This window comes from Mucilaginibacter kameinonensis, from assembly GCF_003675385.1.
Classification (GTDB): Bacteria; Bacteroidota; Bacteroidia; order Sphingobacteriales; family Sphingobacteriaceae; genus Mucilaginibacter; species Mucilaginibacter kameinonensis.
Genome location: NZ_RCWZ01000004.1, coordinates 649602 through 671277 on the forward strand (window position 1 = coordinate 649602; position 21676 = coordinate 671277).

The 21676-nt window shown below is 41.4% G+C and carries 16 protein-coding genes; 15 read left to right on the forward strand and 1 reads right to left on the reverse strand.

Going from position 1 to position 21676, the window contains the following annotated elements:
* Window positions 1–2: 2 nt before the first annotated feature.
* Window positions 3–1064 carry a sensor histidine kinase gene (locus EAH55_RS20870; RefSeq protein ID WP_121811379.1) on the reverse strand — a complete coding sequence of 354 codons (1062 nt, stop codon included), beginning with the start codon at window positions 1062–1064 and terminating at the stop codon, window positions 3–5.
* 768 nt (window positions 1065–1832) lie between these two features.
* Between EAH55_RS20870 and EAH55_RS20875 the strand changes: the two genes are divergently transcribed.
* The 15 genes from EAH55_RS20875 to EAH55_RS20945 all read left to right on the forward strand — a co-directional run bounded on the left by EAH55_RS20875 (window position 1833) and on the right by EAH55_RS20945 (window position 21539).
* Complete coding sequence (locus EAH55_RS20875; protein WP_121811380.1) at window positions 1833–3761, forward strand: sigma 54-interacting response regulator; 1929 nt, start codon at window positions 1833–1835, stop codon at window positions 3759–3761.
* A gap of 55 nt (window positions 3762–3816) precedes the next feature.
* Window positions 3817–6096 (forward strand): tetratricopeptide repeat-containing sensor histidine kinase, encoded by a 2280-nt coding sequence (locus EAH55_RS20880; RefSeq protein ID WP_121811381.1) that lies wholly within the window; start codon window positions 3817–3819, stop codon window positions 6094–6096.
* Window positions 6097–6628: 532 nt separating this feature from the next.
* A complete protein-coding gene (locus EAH55_RS20885; protein WP_162996993.1) occupies window positions 6629–8986 on the forward strand; it encodes a tetratricopeptide repeat-containing sensor histidine kinase in 2358 nt (785 codons plus the stop codon).
* Between the two features lie 244 nt (window positions 8987–9230).
* Entirely contained in the window at window positions 9231–9881 is a 651-nt protein-coding gene (locus EAH55_RS20890; protein WP_121811383.1) for an HD domain-containing protein, read from the forward strand.
* 424 nt (window positions 9882–10305) lie between these two features.
* Entirely contained in the window at window positions 10306–12432 is a 2127-nt protein-coding gene (locus EAH55_RS20895; RefSeq protein WP_208644899.1) for a sigma-54 interaction domain-containing protein, read from the forward strand.
* 420 nt (window positions 12433–12852) lie between these two features.
* Window positions 12853–13608, forward strand: coding sequence for an alpha/beta fold hydrolase (locus tag EAH55_RS20900; protein WP_121811384.1), 756 nt, complete (start codon window positions 12853–12855; stop codon window positions 13606–13608).
* 432 nt (window positions 13609–14040) lie between these two features.
* On the forward strand, window positions 14041–14751 hold the full coding sequence (locus EAH55_RS20905; protein ID WP_162996994.1) for an alpha/beta fold hydrolase: 711 nt from the start codon (window positions 14041–14043) through the stop codon (window positions 14749–14751).
* A gap of 44 nt (window positions 14752–14795) precedes the next feature.
* On the forward strand, window positions 14796–15488 hold the full coding sequence (locus tag EAH55_RS20910) for an alpha/beta hydrolase (protein ID WP_121811386.1): 693 nt from the start codon (window positions 14796–14798) through the stop codon (window positions 15486–15488).
* 83 nt (window positions 15489–15571) lie between these two features.
* Entirely contained in the window at window positions 15572–16372 is an 801-nt protein-coding gene (locus EAH55_RS20915) for an enoyl-CoA hydratase/isomerase family protein (RefSeq protein WP_208644900.1), read from the forward strand.
* 279 nt (window positions 16373–16651) lie between these two features.
* Window positions 16652–17122: a Dps family protein gene (locus EAH55_RS20920; RefSeq protein ID WP_121811741.1), complete on the forward strand. Its 471-nt coding sequence runs from the start codon at window positions 16652–16654 to the stop codon at window positions 17120–17122.
* 110 nt (window positions 17123–17232) lie between these two features.
* Entirely contained in the window at window positions 17233–18234 is a 1002-nt protein-coding gene (locus tag EAH55_RS20925) for a type I glyceraldehyde-3-phosphate dehydrogenase (RefSeq protein ID WP_121811388.1), read from the forward strand.
* A gap of 76 nt (window positions 18235–18310) precedes the next feature.
* On the forward strand, window positions 18311–18607 hold the full coding sequence (locus tag EAH55_RS20930) for a putative quinol monooxygenase (RefSeq protein ID WP_121811389.1): 297 nt from the start codon (window positions 18311–18313) through the stop codon (window positions 18605–18607).
* A 19-nt stretch (window positions 18608–18626) separates the two neighbouring features.
* Window positions 18627–19379, forward strand: coding sequence for an SDR family oxidoreductase (locus tag EAH55_RS20935; protein ID WP_121811390.1), 753 nt, complete (start codon window positions 18627–18629; stop codon window positions 19377–19379).
* Between the two features lie 63 nt (window positions 19380–19442).
* The gene (locus EAH55_RS20940; protein WP_121811391.1) at window positions 19443–20288 is read left to right on the forward strand and encodes an enoyl-CoA hydratase/isomerase family protein; all 846 of its coding nucleotides are present in this window, start codon (window positions 19443–19445) and stop codon (window positions 20286–20288) included.
* 672 nt (window positions 20289–20960) lie between these two features.
* On the forward strand, window positions 20961–21539 hold the full coding sequence (locus EAH55_RS20945; protein ID WP_244228282.1) for a hypothetical protein: 579 nt from the start codon (window positions 20961–20963) through the stop codon (window positions 21537–21539).
* Window positions 21540–21676: the final 137 nt, after the last annotated feature.

Here is a 21676-nt window from a genome sequence, read left to right on the forward strand (position 1 = left end):
TGCTATGCGGACATTAATGTTTTTGTATAAAAATTCACCTCGACTTTAACGCCATTATCATTTTCCAACTTATAAGTACCGCCAAGCTGGCCTGCCAGCCCGGCGATCAGCTTCTTACCAAAAGAATCATCCTCATCTTCTTTGTCGCCTGAAAATCCGACACCGTTGTCACTAACCCCGAGAGTATATTGGCCAGTTACGGTACTGTGGAGTGTAATGCCGACATTTCCTTTGCTATTTCCTGGAAATGCAAATTTCAATGCATTGCTGATGGTTTCATTGAGGATCAGTCCAAATGGCACCGCTTGTGCCATATCAAGCCGTAAGGGTTCCATCTCTACATTGAAAATGACAGTTTCACACCCATACTCATCACACAGGTATTCCAATAAATCGTGGGTGTAGGCAACGATATCAACACTTGAAAGATTCTCCTCCTGGTAAAGTTTCTGGTGAATGAGAGATATCGCATACATCCGGTGCTGGCAATTTTGAATGGCTTTGACAGCCTCCTTATTGGTTAAGAACGACAGCTGCGTATTCAAAAGGCTGATGATGATCTGCAGGTTATTCTTTACCCGGTGATGAATTTCTTTTACAAGCCAGTCCTGTCTTTCGTCGGAGACCTGGAGACAATGTTTTTTTTCCGTCAGGTCATTTTTGAGCGAAATGATCTTTCGGGAGTTCTTAAGGTTATGATAATATAAGGCAACTACTCCTATCAGACTTATGGCAAGAAGGATCATCGGCGCTATACGCAACCAAATGGAAGCAGCCGGTATCATGGCTGGCTGCCTGACTTCACGCTGATCATTAACAGTTGCTATTTTAAAACCAGAATGTCCCCTGCCCGAAGAAATAACCATCAAAACTGGCATTGACTGTTTTGAATCTGTTTGGAAATCAATCAGCCGCCGTCCTGTTCCGAAGCAACAAAACTCGCCTGATACAAAAGTTTTATGGTGGTTGACCGATACCATAGGTATAAACTTTTCTCCTCCTGCCGTTTTAACATACAGTGTGAAGAGATATAATAAACAAAACTTAATTGCAATACTTTTCATGTTATCGGGGGACGCCTCTAATCATTTCTCTTTTACTATCCGTCCTCAGGTATAGCTTTAAACAATCCCGATACCAATTATTTTAAATCATTGTTTTTTAATTAGTTATATATTTTTCCATATCTTTAAAGCAGCGACATGTCGCTTTTCATTGAAATATAAATCCCCTCATTTTTGATCAACAGCTGTCTCGGTGTCGCTTTTAACAGGAGAAAAAGCTGATTCCCAAATGTTATTTAAAATCTTCATGTAATAGATTATTACATTTTAATTCGAGTCCAATAGTTAAAATACTGACTATCAGAAACAAATAAATAAATCAAATGCAATTATTTACGAACTATCGTATTTTGATGAATTGGCGTTACGGCATATGGGCAACTCCGGGTAAAACCGATACCTCTATCTAACCGATAATTTTACCGCGGGTATCTGCGTCATTTGAAAATGAGAAATCTGTTCCTCTCGCTTCAGGTGATTTCATTAGGGAGCAAAAACGAAGCGGCTGAATTGTCTTTTATGGCTAAATCATCCTTACTTTATCCCGCAACCATTTCGCCAATTTACTAAATATCGTTATTGATTATCGACAAAATTTCCACAACAATCTGTATAAAAGACACTTACATAACGGCACAACACTTGGCAATTTAGATAAAAGCCTGTTTCGGAATAAATCCACTATATTGGCTTACGCCGTAAGGAAGTTGTAAGAAGCATTAAACACCCTGATTTACAACACTATGCGAACATCAATAATCCGAGGAAATGGCAACAAGTATATTAATCGTCGAAGATCAGTTTATAGAAGCAAACGATCTGCGGATAACAGTTGAGAATGCCGGTCATCAAGTCTGCGGAATTGCGAAATCTTATGATCAGGCGATGACGCTGCTGGAGAAAATAAGGCCTGACATCGTTTTGCTGGATATATATCTGAAAGGAAAATTGACAGGTTTGGACCTCGCCCTGGTTTTAACTAAAGAAAACATTCCATTTATCTATATCTCTGCAAATTCAAATTTATCTGTACTGGAAGCCGCGAAGGCCACGCGTCCATATGGTTTTCTGGTGAAGCCTTTCCGGGAAAAAGACGTATTGGTGGCGCTGGATATTGCCAGTTACAGGCACAACCATACTGCTGAACTGATCAGTAAGCATGAAGGACTGTTAACCGCGATCCTTAAGCACATCATGGGAGAAAGGCTACCGGCCATGGAAAAAATGCTGATGGTCGTTAAGGCCATTAATCCTTATATTCCTTTCGACTATATTCACTTTGATACAGACTGCAATGGTCCGGACCTTAACCAGGTCTTTTGTTTTCATCGAACCGGTTATGACCAGTATGAATATTGGACAGGGCAGCAGATCCTGAACGATTATGATTTGGGCTATCAAGCCTATATGGACTGGCGCAAAATCATAGCATCTTCTAACAGTACCAAAATTGAAAACGGTCAGGACTTTGAAATAGCCCGTTCCAAATATCCGTTCCTGGATAATATCAGTAAAAAGTTTGGTGTACTCTCCAGGATGGTTTTACCGTTGCTTAATGATGACAAGCACATGAGCATCCGTATGTACAGTAAAGGGAGAGATAGCTTCAAGACCGACCACCAGGAACTGATGAATCCCCTCCGCCCTCTTTTAGCAGTGGTCTTCGGGAAAGCGCAGGATAAGGGAGTCAATACGTCTAATTTGTCGCGGCATACGGATATGGCCATTGTTGAAACCGGAACATTGCTAACGGAGGGGATAGTCGGTAAAAGTCCTAAATTACTCAATGCCCTTGATCAGGCACTACAAGTGGCAAATTTTGATATGTCCGTTTTAGTACTTGGCGAAACCGGTGTGGGCAAAGAAGGCCTTGTACAAGCCATACACCGACTTTCCAACAGAAACAAAAAACCGCTGATCAAAGTAAATTGTGCCGCGATTCCTGTATCTCTGATTGAATCGGAATTATTTGGCCATGAAAAAGGGGCTTTCACCGGCGCTTTTGAACGGCGCATCGGAAAATTTGAACAGGCACATGGCGGTACGCTCTTTTTAGACGAAATTGGTGAAATCCCGCTGGAAGTACAGACAAAGCTGCTTCGCGTTCTTCAGGAAAAAGAACTGGAAAGAGTAGGCGGCCGGACAACGATTAAAGTAGACGTACGTGTTGTCGCAGCGACAAACCGAAATTTGCATGAGGATGTGGCAGCCGGCCGTTTTAGAATGGACCTTTACTACCGGATCAATGTATTCCCGATCTTCTTAGCTCCCTTGCGCGAACGCAAGGAAGATATACCGCTGCTTACTCACTATTTTCTTCAGCAGCATGCCCGTAAAACAGGGACGCCGGTCAAACAAATAACTTCGGCAGTCCTTAATAAGCTGCTCGCATATTCATGGCCAGGCAATATCAGAGAATTATTACATCTGGTAGAACGCCATATCATTCTCAGCAGTTCGGATGTCATTTCAACGATTGAACTGCCTGAAAATATAGTAACCGCGATTGATGACCTCCTCGAAGACAAAGGTTTCCGATCTATTGCCGAAGTCGATAAAGCACATATCATGGCCGCTTTACACAAAAGCAATGGCAGGGTATCGGGTAAAGGCGGTGCAGCTGAAATGCTGAACCTTCCCCCAACTACGCTGAATTCAAAAATGAAGAAATTGGGTATTTCCTGGAAATTCAGATAAGAAATCATCCGGCCAGGATTTGAAAATATGTATTTTAAAAAGACTGATAAAAGTTTTGGTATATCTTAAAGTAAATGCCCTGCTCGTTTTTCTCTTTCTCGCTATATGCTTCCAAACAATCGATGCAAAAGCGCAGAATGCAGATTCCATTGCGCATGATTTCAAGGTACGGATATCAAATGCCGGATCTGATTCTGATCGCATTTCTTTATGGCTTGAACTTGGACAAAAATATAGAGCCCTCTCATCGAAATATCAATATCGTGCTGTGGCTGCCTTTAAAAAAGCGGTGAGCCTCAGTAAGCGCCCCCCTTTCACCAATTCGGAAAATGAATGTTTGCTTCAATTGGCAGTTCAATATGGCGTGGTAGAAAATTTCAGCGCATGCAGGGAAACTTATTCCAAACTGATAAAATATTATCAGGACAGAAACGACTTGAAACAGTGTTTATCTGTCTACGGTGCCCTGCAGTGGCGGTTGCGCATAGGCTTAAAGATCAACACCGGAATGCTGCACGAAGCATCAGCCATATTGTTTAAAGAGAAAGCACTTGCCGTCCAGTTAAAAGACACGCTTCAGGTTATTAATTGCATTAAAGATCTGGGTGATGTAAACCTTAATCTTGGAAATCTAAACATTTCGGAACAATTCTTATTGGACGCCCTTCATCGCTTCCAGGAGGTACACTATCAAAAACTGAGAGATACTTATTTTTTATTGGCTGCAGTATATCACTTAAAAGGCAATCTCAATAAAGAGTTATTTTATTGCCTCGCTATGGTTGATGAGGCCCGCGCAGTAAAGGATACTGTTGACCTGATTAACGGCACCTATAAATTAGGCAGGGTTTATGAAGATTTGGAAATGTTTGAAAACAGTCTTTCTGCTTATCAACAGGAACTGGCACTGAATTCAAATAGAATGGAATTTCATGGTTACGGCACCTACTATCGGATTTGTCTGATTTTAATAGCCCAGCACAAACCATTGGCAGCATTGCGTTTACTGAAGGAAAAAATCGATATGCACCCGCCTATGACGCCAGCCAATCAAAAAATATATTACAGAGCAATGGCTGCCTGTTACCTTAGTCTAAAACGTTTTCACCTGGCCGAATACTATCTTCATAAAATGATTGCAATCGGGTATATTGACTATGGATTAGCGGGTGTAAACTTCGAAATGATCCTACTGGAAAACAAACAATTATGTGAATATTACCTTGCCATAAAAGATTATACCCGCGCCCGGGCTTATTTGAAAATGGCTCTTGCATTTCCTCTGTTCAATGTAAGTGCCATTACACAGCGGGATATGGAGTTTATAGAGTTTAAGATAGACTCAGGCACTAATCATATCAGGTCTGCGTTGAGCCACTATCAAGCATATAAAAGATTAAATGATTCAATTTATAGCGTAAGGACCAATATAGGAGTGGCGCAAATACAGAACATCTATGAAAACTCGCAAAAGGACAAAAATATTCAGCTTCTAAAAAAACAGTCGGTAATTGAACAGGAAAGATACCGAAGAAAGAAAACTACAGGGAATTTTTTAATAGCAAGTATTGGTTTCCTGCTGCTCCTGTTAGCGGTTCTTTATAACCGTTATCTATTAAAACGTCGTAATGTTGTAATTCTTCAGGATAAGCAACAGGAGATTTCAGTTAAAAATAAAGATCTTGAAAAATTACTGCACGAAAATGAATGGTTATTAAAGGAAATACATCACCGTGTAAAAAACAATCTACATACTATTACCGGATTACTTAATTCGCAGATCAGATATCTCAAAGATGAAACAGCCTTGAGTGCGTTGATGGACAGTCAACACCGGGTGAACGCTATGTCGCTTATCCATCAGAAACTTTATAAATATGAAAATTTTGCCAGCATTTACTTGCCGGAATACATAGAAGAATTGACAGATTACCTGGCTGAAAGCTTTAAAACAAAAAGAAGAATTTTGTTTAAGGCGAATATCGCCCCAATTGAACTGGACGTTGTCTATGCGATCCCAGTAGGACTGATCTTAAACGAGGTGATCACCAACGCTGTTAAGCACGCCTTTCCTCACGGTGATAACGATGCCGTTGATATTAAACTTACTGTTTCGGATGACGATGAAATAAAGCTGACCATCGCTGATAATGGTCGTGGAATGCCGGTAAATTTCGAGTTAAGTCGAAACAAATCTTTTGGGATGGTTTTAATTATGGGGTTAGTAGAAGACTTGAATGGCACTTTCCAGTTGCAGAAAAATCATGGAACGAGCATCACCATAATCTTCAAAATCCTTCGCAAGAACGAACAATTTTCAGATCCTGATTTTTAATACTTTTTCCCTGCTATTTATTATGGTACTGGATCCTCGATTTTAGGGAGTGGGCGAAATAGCGTAACACAATACCGTTAATTTACGAAATAACATTATTAATATAAAGACATTTTCGGATAAGCAATTATTATACAGGAAAATATCCAATGGACTACATTTTGGAAGAAACCAAAAGTCACCTGTTTGTATTGTTGACTTTTGTTCTGAATCAAACGGCAATATAGGTCTTGGTCCACCAAACCTGCTTTGCATATATTGCATTCAATGCTTTAAAATAATCTTGAAAAACCTGGTTAAATTAACGAAAATCTCAAAATTTAAGCAGTAAAAAAGCGTATCCTGTCGACGCTGTATCTTGATAAGAAGCATTTTTCTTTTGCCAATGTTTGTTTTTCAAGAAATTAAGTATCATCTAGTTTATACAGAAACATTGGTTTGGAAACAGATCATAAACTTCAGGCTAAATCCATGAAAAAGGTGGCGACAAACCGAATTATGTAAAATCATAATTCACTTAGTGATGTTGCCTATGGCTCAATTTTTTGACAACATATTTTCAAAAAGAATCAAATGGCATTCTGTGCCGTTTAGTTTTCCACCCATTAAATTTATTTATCGGGGCCTCTTCTTACTAATCATATGTACGTTATCAACGACCACTAAGGGGCAGCAACAGGACCCCGCGATAAAAACATGTCTTTCACAGCTAGACACGACCAAAACCGATTCAAACCGAATACAATTGCTGTTAAAACTCGGAGATCTTTACTCGGAATCAACTGCAAGTGACCAGCGTGCGCTTAAATCCTATCTGCAGGCGCTTGCTATCGCCGTCAGGGCAAAATTAAGGGACCAGGAAAATCAGTCATTATTGCATATCGCCATAGAATACAGTAAGCGTAACGATTACAAAAACTGCAGACGTAATGCTGCACAGGCGATAAATTACTATGCTGACAGACATGATTGGACAGAAGCATTAGCAGCGCTTGGTTATTTACGGCTTAATTTTCGTAAATCATCCGACAACCATATTGAATTACTGCATGAAATTATTTGGTGCTGTCAGCAAGAGCAAGCCATTTATTTAAAGTTGGGTGATAAACAGAAAGCAATTCTAAGTTTAAAAGATGAAGCTGATGCCAACCTTAATCTAGGTAAATTAAGTCTTGCTGAAAATCAGCTCTTAAATGTCGTAAAACAACTAAAAGCAATTCATTACCCAAACCTGTACGATACTTACTATCTATTGGCATCGGTAAATGATCTCAAAGGGAACCTCAACAAGGAGCTCTACTACACACTTGAAACGGTAAAAGAAAACCAGGCCTCCAAAGACACGAGTTACCTTGGTTTGTTTTATTACAAGCTCGCACGTGTTTACGAAAACCTTGCGATGTACGATAACAGTATCGTTTATTATAAGAAAATTCTGGCGGGACCAAGCGCAAAAGACTACCACAAACGATATATTACACTGTACCATATATGCCAGGCACTCATCAAGCAAAATAAAGCAAGGGAAGCGTTATTGTTCTTAAAAAAGAACGAGTTGAAAATACCGCCCGAGGCTTCTTCTGAAAAATACATCCAGTACAATTGTTTAGCGATATGTTACGTGGCCTTACATAAGAACGATCTGGCGGAGAATTATTTCCTGAAAATGATCAATGCAGAAAATTTTGATAAATTCTCTGTGGGGGACAAATATGGCAGCCGTTTTATCGATGATATACATGTCGCTGAATTTTACGTATCAATGGGAAAATATGAAAAGGCCGATAAATACATTAAAATGGCCCTGGAAATCCCTGATTTTAATGTAAGCGCCTTACGTCATAGCGATTTTCAGCTCCTTCAATTCAGGGTAGATTCCGGATTGGGGCGTTATGTTCCAGCCATCAAACATTATCAGCTTCATAAACAACTGCAGGACTCGGTTTTCAATGTGCAGGAAGCAAACCAGGTTGCGGATATCCAAACCAAATACGAAACCGAGGCAAAAGACAAAAATATCGTTATCCTGACCAAGGAAAGCCAGTTACAAAAAGCCAGTTTAAAAGAGGCTGCTGCGAGTAGGAAGGTTATACTTGGTGGTACCGTAATGCTGGCTTTGATGCTGGCATTAGGATTTAACCGCTATCAACTCAAACAAAAAAGCAACAAGCAGCTTAAAAAACAGCAAACTATTATCCATAATAAAAACAGTGCGCTGGAACAATTAGTTACCGATAAAGACCGGCTTTTGGAAGATAAAGAATGGTTGTTAAAAGAGATTCATCACCGGGTAAAGAATAATCTCCAGATCGTTATCAGTTTACTCAATACTCAATCGGTTTACATTGAGAATACCGAAGCCCTCGACGCAATCCGGGAAAGCCAGCATCGGATGCAGTCTATTTCCCTGATCCACCAAAAACTATATCAATCCGACAATCTGGCCAAAATCGAAATGGACGAGTATATTGCTGAACTGGTCGATTACCTCGACGATAGTTTCAGTATCGGGATAAACATCGAAGTTGTACAGGAAATTGAACCCATTGCTTTGGATGTTGAACAGGCGGTCCCCATCGGGCTAATTTTAAATGAGGCCGTTACCAATGCAATTAAATATGCTTTCTCTGATCATAGCCCCGGGACTATAAAAATCAGCTTGGAAGAAATTCCGTACAAGGGATTGTCATTAACTATCAGAGACAACGGCCGCGGTCTGCCGGATGCGTTTGATATCACGACGTCTACTTCGCTGGGAATGAGCTTAATTACGGGCCTTGTGAGGCAAATGCACGGAAAACTCTCTATTTACAACGATGAAGGGGTAGTCCTCAGTATATTTATTCCAATCCAGGGAAAACCGGATCAGCACCTGCGGTCACTATCTTAAAATATCGTCAAGCTAAATCAGTTTTACCGGTTCTTCAATACCAAAAAAGCTGCAAACTGCATTTAAATATCAAAAGCCGTAACTATATCTTAAGCGTCCATTCGTTTCACTTCTTAGCCAAATTACGAAATATCGTTAAAAAATAAATTATAAATCATAACAAGTTATTGTATTACAATAACTTATAAAACGGTATCGATTTTCTATTGATGGTAAAATACGTTTACACTATAAATATCTAACGATGACAACTATCAAACTCACTAATGTAGCCGGTATTAAAATTCCGGATAGTAAAATTGCAATCGAAGCCACGCAGCTATTGCTTGACCATGGTACAGAATTTCTCTACAATCATTCCCTGCGGGTTTTTTTATTCGCCAGTCTGAACGGCAAACGCAATAACCTGGACTACGATGCGGAATTATTATACATCAGCTCTGTATTTCATGATCTTGGTTTAACTAAAAAATACAGTAGCCAGGACCTACGTTTCGAAGTCGATGGCGCAAATGCCGCCAGGGACTTCCTGGCCAGTCATGGCATATCAAAAGACGCACAGCGTCTGGTATGGGACACGATTGCCCTGCATACAACTATTGGCATTGCCGAGCATAAAGAAACCGAGGTTGCCTTAATGTATTCAGGAGTAGGGCTCGACGTTATGGGTGAAGGGTTTGAAAATCTTAGCCAGTCGGAAAGAAACGAAATTGTTGCTGCTTATCCCCGCAACGACTTTAAAAAGAAAATTATACCAACTTTTTTTGGTGGCTTTGAACATAAAACAGAGACCACATTTGGCAATATCAAAGCGGATGTATGTGCATTTATGATGCCCGATTTCCACCGGAAAAATTTCTGCGATTGCATATTACATTCACCATGGAACGAATAATTAATGACCAGCCTGACATTAACGATATTTTTGAAGCTGCAAGGACAAACCTTACGGATGAACTGGCACAATGTGTCCCGGTACAATAGATAGCCACGGCTCTACGGCACTAACCATTACATGCTTTTACATATAGCATCTTTATTATTGGAAAGCGGCGCCGCTGAAGAATACAGAATACGAATTTGGCCATCTCGCCCATCTTTTCTGCTACTATCGTGCAATCAGAGATCGTAAAACTTTTGCGGGGAAAGTGGGCAATCCTTTGATCAAAGACAGCTTTGGGAACAGGAAAGGTTTCTCGGCGGAAAAGCTGCTCAGTGCCCTAAGGGCAACAAATATATTGGCCTCCGAAACTTAAAGCTATATCTTTAAGTTTCGGATTTTCATTAAAACTAATTTTTAAATAAGTTCAATAATTCAAATGGAAAATTACCAGGAAATCATCTCTGTTAAGGAACGGCTCTTGGAACTTAGTAAGGCAATTCTAAAAGCCAATAATGAAACCTCTTTTCAGAGCTTGGTTCTTCCTGTTATTAACCAATTGATTAAGATCAGTGGGATATTAGTTGTCGCCAGGGAAGAGAATACCGATTCACGCAAATCGATGTTCTTAAGTTTAGATAAAACCCGGTTACCTATTCCTGAAGATTCAAGGCAGGGCGAACATATGCGTAAATCGTCAGAGGAGGAGATTATTCTCCAGGTACTGCAATCCAAGCAACCAATAATCTGGTCAATGTCTGAACTGATGAAAATGGAACAGCGGCCTGCGTTTCTGACACGCCTTCGAATCAATCAGACCAAGACCATCATGGCAGTTCCGTTTTTCAGGGAAAGTGGTACAGAAGGAGCCGTTTTTTTTCTCAGTGAAAAGACGGAGACATTTAACCCCGCCGAAATAGATTTATCCCAGGAAATAGCAGAATTCATTTCTTACAATATTATTGATATCATTGATTCAGAAAACCGGAAAATAAAAAGCCAGATCAATGCTTTAACCAATTCGTTTTTGACAAATTCGATGTCGGTTAACAACAAGACGGAATTACTCACCTTAATGAAGAAATCATTTAAAGAAATTCCTTTTATTGACGGTGCAGGTTTATTGCTATTTGAGGACAATGATGAAAAGATCACACTGAACCTGATCAAACAGGCTCCCGGAAACCTCTTCGGGAAAGAATGGTCAAATTTCGAAGGGCCGGAAATTAACCGGAACACACCGCTCTACGACCTGATAACAGGCCTCCAAACTTCATCGACATATGCTTACGAAGAAATTTTAAAATTGGGTAAAACTCAATCTTTCCTACTCCCTTTACCCATTTACAATCATAGAGAACTGGAAATCTTTCCCTTTTTTTATGAAGAGAAGATTATCGGTGCCCTGTTTTATTTGATATCGCCTACAGTGGATGAAAGTATTTATCGGGAGGATAGGGATCTTATTCTCGCCCGATTAAACCTATTGTTTCGGGAAATCTTAACCATTGAGCAAGGCGAAAAATTAAAAAATGAATTAAACATCCTGAAACGGATGATGGAAGTTGAGAGCCAGCAGGAAAGCTTGAAAAAGAATGATTTTCATAATTACATCATTGGTAAAAGTCCGGAAATGACCGGCATTTTTCAATTATTGACAAAAGTTGCCGGAACTGAGAGCTCGGTTTTAATTTTGGGGGAAACAGGCACCGGGAAAGAATTAGTAGCTCATGCCGTACATGAGAATTCTCAGAGAAAAGAACAACCATTTATTAAAGTCAACTGTGCTACTTTGCCGGCAAATCTGATTGAAAGTGAATTATTCGGGCACGAAAGGGGAAGTTTCACCGGCGCTTTCGAAAGAAAGATCGGTAAATTTGAGCAGGCTAATAACGGTACATTATTTCTGGATGAGGTTGGCGAACTTCCATTAAATTTACAAACAAAATTACTGCGTGCGCTACAGGAGAAAGAAATTGAACGCATTGGTGGCAAAAATACCATTAAGATTGATATTCGAATCATTGCGGCCACCAATCGCGATCTCTTTCAAGCCATTCAATCCGGAAGTTTCAGGAGCGACTTATATTTCAGGTTGAATGTATTTCCATTGCACCTCCCGCCTCTGCGGGAACGAAAGGAAGATATACCATTATTGGTCAAATATTTTGCAGACAAATATGGCAAGCGTAGCAAATCTGCCAAATATTTCAGCAGTAACGCTATGAAGCAGCTGATCGCCTACAATTGGCCGGGAAATGTCAGGGAACTTGAGCATTTAATACAAAGAAGCGTCGTTCTTTCGAAAGGCCAGGTCATCAATGAGATCTATCTGCCACTTGCTATTAAGGGTGAACTTAATACGCCGCTGATAAATACGGACGTGAAAACTCTTGAGGAAGTTGAACGAGAACATATCCTTAAAGTATTAAAAATGGTTAATGGAAAAGTATCAGGAATCGGCGGCGCTGCGGAGATGCTCAAAATTCCGGCCACCACACTCAGTTCTAAAATCATCAAACTAAAGATCAAAAAAAGCTTTCTCGATCAAACCGACGACCTATAATGAAATCTCATCATCGATCATTATGTGCTGTTGGTATCTGATCGATCATCAGATCTCTCCTGAATAATCCTAGAATGGTTAGCCATTACCGGCAGATCTTACAGGGCAACGAAATTGCGCTGTAGCCCATTACTCTTCACCCACCTACAGCTTTGGACGGCAGCGCGACAGGCACTGCCGTTTTTTATTCAGTAGTTTTTAATGCTCATGAACACCCGCTAGTATTCCCCTTTTATACTCTATCAATTTAACCTGATCATAGCGAAATCCGGTTATACTATTTCGCCGAGAAACGACATATGGCTTAGGTTTAAAACTATTAAAAATCATAATCAACTGACCGATAGTATATTAAATTCTTTGGCACGGGCAATGACTATTATGTATCAAAAACAAATTAAATTTTAAAACATCAAAATCATGAAAACTATCAAACTTCTTGCAATCGCATTATTGTTGATCACTGGTACATTTAATTCTAATGCACAAACAAAAGGTACAAAGCCAACCATCATTTTCGTACATGGCATCTGGGCTGACGGCTCTTGCTGGGCTGAACAAATCACCGCACTTCAGGCTAAAGGTTATGATGTAGTTTCTGTTCAGAACCCACTGACATCACTTGCTGATGATGTTGCAGCGACAAAAAGAGCAATCGATCAGGCAAAAGGCAATGTAATCCTTGTCGGCCACTCATGGGGAGGGTTTGTAATTACCCAGGCCGGTAATGATCCCAAAGTAACCGGCTTGGTTTATGTAGCTGCTTTTGCACCAGATGAAGATGAAACTATCCCATCTTTATCCAAAAATGGCGGCGAAACCGAACTGGCTAAATATTTCGCCCCACAAGGCAGCTTTTTAGCACTGACCAATGCTGGTATCAAAACTGTATTTGCCCAAGACTTACCTGCAAAACAACAAAACCTGGTTTACGCAACCCAAATAGCTGCTAACCAATCATTATTCGGTGAAAAAGGTGGTGTACCGGCATGGAAAACTAAAGCCAACTACTTTATTGTCGCTAAAAATGACCGTGCAATCTCTCCTGATCTGGAACGTTTTGAGGCAAAAAGGATGAATGCCAAAACAGTTGAAGTTGCATCAAGCCACGTTGTGATGTTGTCTCAACCAAAAGAAGTGCTAGCTATAATTGAACAGGCTGCTGCAAGTAAATAAGCAGAACCTGCAATCCGATCTTCTTCTGAAAAACAAATATGTTGGAATTAAGTAACCCTGAAGGAAACTTTTCCAACATATTTTTTAAGGCAAACCTTAAAGCGTTTGAAAAACACCGGTAGCGGTCTCATGACGATTGACAATTGACCGATCGCTGCGAAATAGCATTATCCCATTCCGCCATTTCACTAAATATAGTTAAAAACCGAATGAAACATCTTCTCAAAAACCTGAAAACCAACAAAATAAGATCAGGCATAACAATCGATCAATATTGTCAAAAAACGTTAAAAGCCGACCTGTGGCTGACAAATTCAGATAATCGAATCTCATGTTAAGGCCGGTGCTAAAATTTAAATAACCAATATGTACCAAAGAATAAGCGGAATCAATCTCTTTGTTAACGATGAAGGCGAAGGTAAGCCAGCGCTCGTGTTTCTTCATTTTTGGGGAGGTTCATCAGCAACCTGGGCAGGTGTAATCTCACTCTTAAAGGATAAATACCGTTGCATCAGTTACGACAGTCGCGGATGGGGAAAATCGGATAAACCAGATAACGGCTATCATATAGCTTCACTTGCAAACGACGCTTTGAGGTTAATCGAGGTCTTGAATCTGGATAGTTATATACTCATCGGACATTCTATGGGCGGTAAAGTTGCCCAATACATCGCAGCACAAAAACCTGATGGCCTCAGGAAGCTGATACTTGTTGCGCCATCCCCATCTTTTAGTACGATGCTTCCGCCGGATATAGCTGAAGGGATGAGAACAGCGTACACCTCGCTAGGCCGTATTAACGAAACAATCGATCACGTATTTAAAGTGACCCATATTGACACTGGTCAGCGCAAGGACCTGGTTGAAGGACTGCAAAATCATAATACTTATTCGAGGTTGGGATGGACTGACGTTGCATTACTGGAAGACGTTTCTGACGGCGTTGACGAAATCTCTGTTCCTACCCTGATCATTGCCGGAGAGAACGACATCGTAGATCCCCCCGAGCGATTGGAACAAGAAGTCAAATCATTTATCCCCGGATCGGAAATGGTGACTATAGCCGATGTCGGACATCTGTCCATGTTGGAAAAACCATCCGTTTTAGCGGACCTGATCAGCGCTTTTATCAGAAGGCGCTAACCGATCATTAAATTTTGAATTATTTACACTAACAATATCTAAAAATGAAAACAAACATCAATGTCGTGCTTGTTCACGGCGCATTCGGAGAAGGTTCACACTGGCAATTCGTAATTCCTGCATTAGCAGCTAAAGGGTATACCGTGCGTGCTGTCCAACTTCCGTTGATCACCTTAGCAGAAGATATTCAAAGAACGACAGATATGATTGCCTCTCTTGAAGGTCCCACACTACTGGTAGGACATTCTTATGGCGGCATGGTCATCAGTGGTGCGGGCAACCACCCTAGTGTTAAAGGATTGGTTTACATTGCGGCTTTTGCCCCTGAAGAAGGCGAGTCTGCTTTCGGTTTATTACAGGAACGACCTGCGCCTGCGGGCGCAACGGCGATAGCCCCTGGCCCATCAGGATTATTATATGTTAACTACGATAAATTCCATGAAGCTTTTTGTGAAGGCGTAAGCGATGAACTGGCTTTGGTGATGGCATCCGCACAAAAGCCCATTTCGGGCGAAGCGTTTGGCGGCCCATCCGGCGCACCAGCATGGAAAGAAAAACCAAGCTGGTACCAGGTCTCTGACAACGATAAAATGATCCAGCCTGAAGCTGAAACTTTTTTCGCCGAACGTATCAAAGCAAAGAAAACCATTCATCTGGATGCTGGCCACGCCTCGATGGCATCGCACCCGCAACAGGTAATCGAACTGATATTGGAAGCCGCTGAAGCAATCGCCTAACATCTGACATCTGAAGCCGGGATACTTAAGACTAAGAGGAGTATCCCGGCTTTTCTATTTAATCTCACCTTAATTCGACAATCATGAATACTTCAAAGAAAGTTAACGTTGACAAATCCATACCTGGTTACTGGCAGGTAACCTTATCGAATCCGCCTATTAATGCGATTGACGATAGTATGTATGATGAGGTTTATGACCTGATCGAAGAAATTGAACAAAACCCTGAACTGAAAGTTGTAACCTTTTCGAGTTCAAATCCGGACTTCTTTATTGCCCATTACAGCACAGCCGAACCTCGCAGTCGTTTTGGGAAACCGCAATGGGTGGCTGCTGCCACCAGGCTTGCCGCCAGCAGCGTATTAAGCATCGCAATAATTGACGGCCGAGTACGTGGCGGTGGCTGCGAGTTTGTTATGGCCTGCGATATCCGTTTTGCCAGTCGCGAAAATGCCATCTTCGGGCAGCCGGAAGTGGGAACGGGATTGATACCCGGCGGCGGGGCCTTGCAACGCCTGCCCCTGTTGGTCGGGCGTTCAAGGGCTTTGGAGATTATCCTGGGAGCTGATGATTATGATGCTGAAACTGCCGAAAAATATGGCTGGATCAACCGTGCCTTACCTGCATCCGAACTCAAAAATTTTGTCGAGAATTTTGTAAACCGCATTTTATCATTCGATAAGCAGGCATTGTCGACCTGTAAAAGTATCCTGAACAATGTGGGCTTGCCTGATACAGCTGAACTCCAGGCTACGGAAGATACTTTTTTTACAACGTTTGGATGGGCCGGCGCCCGTGAACGCATGCCCAAACTCATTGAAAAAGGGATCGGTAAGGCCGGGGAATTCGAATTAAACCTAGGCCGAAACTTGGGGAATCTTTAAGCTGATCTGTAAATATTTCAGCGGGTAAAGATGTATAATCATCTTAATAAAGCACAGGAAGTCTCAATCATCCTCTATTGCGGTTACCTATTTGATAAAAAGCGAAATCAAACAAAAGCAACAGACGATTAACTAAATATCGTAATTTATCAAAGGCAATAAAGCCACACACAACTGATAATCAACAACATAAATAAAGGCACAAAGTTAGTCTTTTTCATAGTGCCGGGTAGACAGATAAAAGTGACTACCCATAATATTAACGATAAATTAAAATATATGAAAACCCAGATTGGAATCGACTCAGCTGACCGTGGCGCAGTTGCAGAGATATTAGGCAAACTGCTTGCCGATGAGTTTACGCTTTATTTAAAAACAAGGAATGCGCATTGGAATGTTGAAGGCCCCGATTTTCACACTGCACATTTATTTTTTGAAGAACACTATAATAAATTAGATGAAACCATGGATAGTACAGCGGAACGGATCAGACAGATCGGCCACTATGCACCAGCCACGGTAAAACAGTTCTTACAACTGACCCATTTAAGCGAGAAACTTGGTCAGAAAAATGATTCCGCCGGGTTCATGAAAGAATTACTGGAAGACCACCAATCAATCATTGAATTTATCAGAGGAAACCTAGATCAAGTCATCGAGGAATATCATGATGCCGGCACGAATGACTTTCTTACTGGCATGTTGCGTGAACATGAAGCAATGGCATGGATGCTGCGGGCTCATCTTTAAGCAGTACTAAACGGCTTAAGAAGCCTATGAAAGGATCTTCGAAATCCTTATATAGCCGAAATTTAAACTTACAGAAACCACAAACCTGTTTATAAAAAAAATCTAAATCTATGAAAAAGATAGCCATTTACGGATTTGGGCGCATTGGGCGCCAGCTTCTGCGTATCGGCCTTGACCGCAATCTGGTGATCCCATCGGTTGTTGCAGATGTTAAAGACCATCAAACATTGGCGGCACTCTTTGCCGTAGACACGAATTACGGAATGTGGAATGGAACTGTCGCGATAAATGATAATGGCTTTATTTTAAATGGAAACGAAATAACATATATCGATTCCTCAGCCGGAACTCCGCACTGGGGCGAACTTGGCGTCGATCTGGTGATCGATTGTTCGGGAAGGGCGACTAAACGAGAGGGCGCGCAGGCCCATCTCGATCAAGGGGCCAAATATGTCTTGGTCAGTGCACCCAGTAAATCACTCGCAGATTGTGATGCTGTTTTACTAAAAGGTATTAACCTGGAAAATTTCAACCCGCAGCAACATCGTATTGTGAGCACAGGCAGTTGTACCACTAATGCTCTTGCACCGCCAATCAAAATTATCAGAGAGAATTTTGGAATCGAATACGGTTTCTTTTCGACAGTACATTCTTATACCAATTCGCAATCGCTGACTGATCAGCCGATGAAAGACCGACGGGACTCCTGGGCCGCTGCGGAAAATATCATTCCATCGTCTTCTGGGGCCGCCAAAGCTCTTCAATTCATCTGGAGCGATCTGAACATCACCGGAAAAGCCTACCGCGTTCCGACCAGAACAGGCAGTATCGCTGAATTAAACCTGGTGACGACAAAATCCTGCACTACAGAGGAAATCAATGACGCCTTTAGAAAAGCGACCACGACTGCCAGCTTAAAAGGAGTTATGGATGTATTGGAAGAGCAATGGGCTTCCGCGCGAATCGTAGCCGACCCTCACTCCTCCATCATTGATCTGCCACTAACCGCCAAAATAGGCAACATGATCTCCGTAGCTGCCTGGTATGATAATGAATGGGGATTCAGTAACAGGCTCGCGGAGGTAGCCCAGTACATGATATCGCAGCTATGAGGCGCTGTACAAGCACTTCAGAAAGATCATTATCAATAATTCAATAACAGCAAAAACACTCAAATTATTAACAAAAATGAATGGTCCTAAAGTAATCATACTCGCTGAGTTAATTGTAGACCTTGGTTTTCTGGATGAAGTTAAAGCAGCGGCAAAGAAATCAGTAGCGTTGGCGCTTCAGGAACCCGGTATTGAGCTATTTAAATTAACCTATAATCCGATGTATCCTAACTGCCTTTATTTTTTTGAGGTATACACATCCAAGGCCGCCCATGATGCGCATTTACAAACGCCTCATGCACAGGAGTTTTTTGCATTCTCAAAAGGTAAAATGTTAAATCCGTCTAAATTAACCCATTTGTCGGAGTTCTAATTCCATTAATCAACTACTTATGTCAACACAAAAAATAGCCTTTATCACCGGTGGTAACCGTGGCATCGGCTTTGAAACAGCAAAACAACTTGGAGAATTGGGCTATCTGCCTGTTATCGGCGCCCGTAATCCCGCACAGGGTCAAGAAGCTATAGACAAGCTTAAAACTATGGGAATAAGTGCCCGTTATATTAAGTTTGACGCTACTCTTCGAGAAGATCACCTGAGCGCTTTCGATTATTTCAGTACCCATTTTGACAGGCTTGATATCCTGATCAACAATGCAGGCGCAAGTTTTGAAGGAGATCCGGTATCTGCTTCAAAAATCAAGGATGCCACTGAAAATGTTTCGGAACCGGTACTGCGGGACACCATGGAAGTAAATTTCTTCAACGTTGTATTTCTTACCCAAGCGCTACTTCCACTGATTAAGAAGTCTGAGGCAGGTAGAATTGTGAACGTATCCAGCCGCCTGGGGTCATTGACCACTAAGGCAGATTTCAGCACACCGCTGGCCAGGGTGAATACCTTTGCTTATGATACTTCCAAAACCGCGCTAAACTCATTCACAGTCCATTTGGCCAATGAATTAAAGAATACGGCAATTAAGGTAAACTCTTCCAACCCGGGGTGGGTCAGCACTGCATTGGGTGGAGCTGCAGGCACCTCAACGCCCGAAGATGGCGCTAAAACCAGCGTTTATCTGGCTACCTTACCCGACGACGGACCAACAGGAAAATTTCTTCAATTGGAAGAGGAAATTCCCTGGTAAAACATTCTGAATCCCCGGAGGATCAAAAATTTATTCCATTTAAATCATTTAAAATTAACGATTATGCCGCAAGTAGAAGATTTACCATTGTTCGAAGTATTTGGATTAAGGATTGAAGGAACTGTTTTGTTTGTCGAGATTAATAGCCCGCCGCTAAATCTGATCGGCCCGGCAATGGTAAGGGACCTGGTAAAATTGATCGAAATTCTCGACCGCGGAGAAAGGTTTCGCGTTGTCGTTTTCTCCAGCGGAATCAATGATTTTTTCATACCGCATGTAGATATGACCCAGGTTCAGGAGTATCGGGATGCAGCAGCGGTTTTAGTGGGGGAACCTTCACTTGGTCTGTTGCTGAGGCGCCTCAGCCAAACGAAAGCCATTACAATAGCACAAATCGATGGGCGTGTAAGAGGTGGAGGAAATGAGTTCATTTTGGCATGTGATATGCGTTTTGCATCACGTGAAAAGGCGGCATTCGCTCAAATGGAAGCCGGCTTTGGCGCAGTACCCGGCGCCGGTGGCCTACAGCATTTAACACGGCTGATCGGGAAGGGACGCACGATGGAGGTCATCGCCAGTGCAGCTGATTATGATGCAGATACGGCAGAACGATATGGCTGGATTAATAGAGCACTTCCGGCAAGCGAACTGGAGCCTTTTGTTTACCATCTGGCCCATAGAATAGGAAAGTTCCCGCATCATTCGCTGATTCTTAATAAGGAAAGAATCAACGCCATAACGTTGGCCAATGAAGATGATTTCCGCAAAGATTCAGAGTTATTTGGCGTTGCCGTTAAAGAACCTGAAACTAAATCCAGGGTCACAGCATTAATGAAAATAGGTTTTCAGCAACCTGGTCCAACTGAACTGAACCTCGGCCAGGTACTTGGGGAACTAAGTACCGAATAGATTTTTCCGCGCATTACACCTTCTCTTCATAGCAGTTTCTTCGGCCCATTAGTTGTGATTTGCCTTAACTGGCCTGATCGCCGCAATTGGGCCTTCTTCATTATAGCCTGTAGTATCATTTCATTTACATAGCCGGCATTCACAACATTAAGCTTTTACCCCAACAGGATTGAAGGTTTTACTCTCTTTCGCTGAATAGACCTCAGGTAAAATCAATATAGAAGCTTCCCGGCTCCCGGTGAACGTTATAATGAATCTTACTTTTTACCTGTGATCTCTCTGATCAAATCATTTCCGTCTAGCGAATGGGTAGCGGCAAGTACCAAAATATCACTAAAAAAAATCACCGAAAGCGAAATCATGGCTGACGTATTCGAAAAAAAGCGATATAACGCTGAATGGAATTGCTATTAAATAATACAAATTACTGAATTTCAATACATTAAAACAAAGGCATAGCTTGTGTATAATACATACCAAAGAGCTTAGTAAGCACATTAGAAAAATAAATCGCCATGAAAAAGCAAATATCCAAATCAACAGGGTTCAATCTGATTACCGTCCTTAAGGCACAGTATTTCACACTTTTCCTACGAGGTATGGATCTATTTTACATGCTCTATAAATAATTTCAAATAACATATCCATTTACTATTTAAAACAACAGAAATCATGAAAACAAAAATGACAAAAGCAATCTTGGTTGCAGCACTATTCGGAGCCAGCTTAGGCGCAAAAGCACAAACTAAAACAACCCGGCCATCTGACGGGATCAAATTAAGTGTCGGTGTCGAAACCGGTTTAGGTTTAGGCAATTTTAAGGACACTCATAAAGCCAATCTGGGCGCTTCTGCCCAGGCCGATCTTCCTGTTGCCCAGCAATTTTACTTAAATGTAAACGCCGGTTATGTCAACTTTTTCGGTAAAGACAATGTACTAGGAACAGGATATTCTGCTCCTGATATCCATGTTCTGCCAGTAATGGCGGGCCTGAAATTTTTCCCGATTGAGAATTTGTACATTCAGGCTGATGCTGGTGCTGCTTTCGCACTCAATAAGTCAACGGTGAATTATTCTAATTCCGCAGCATTTCTTTACGTACCTCAGGTCGGTTACCAGTTCTCAATCGGAGGTAAATCATTCATTGATGCTGGCGTTCGTTACGAAGGAACCTCTTCGTTTGACGGAAACTCTGCTTATGGAAAAATCAACCAGATCGGTTTAAGAGTTGCCTACGGCTTCGGTTTATAATTTATCACCGGGTGGCAATTATTTAAACTGTCACCCGGATTGTTATTCTCTTACAATTACTCAATTATCTATAATGGAAACTTTAATTTATTTTTTGACGAGGGTGATTATGGTGGCCTGCCTGATCAAGATCATAA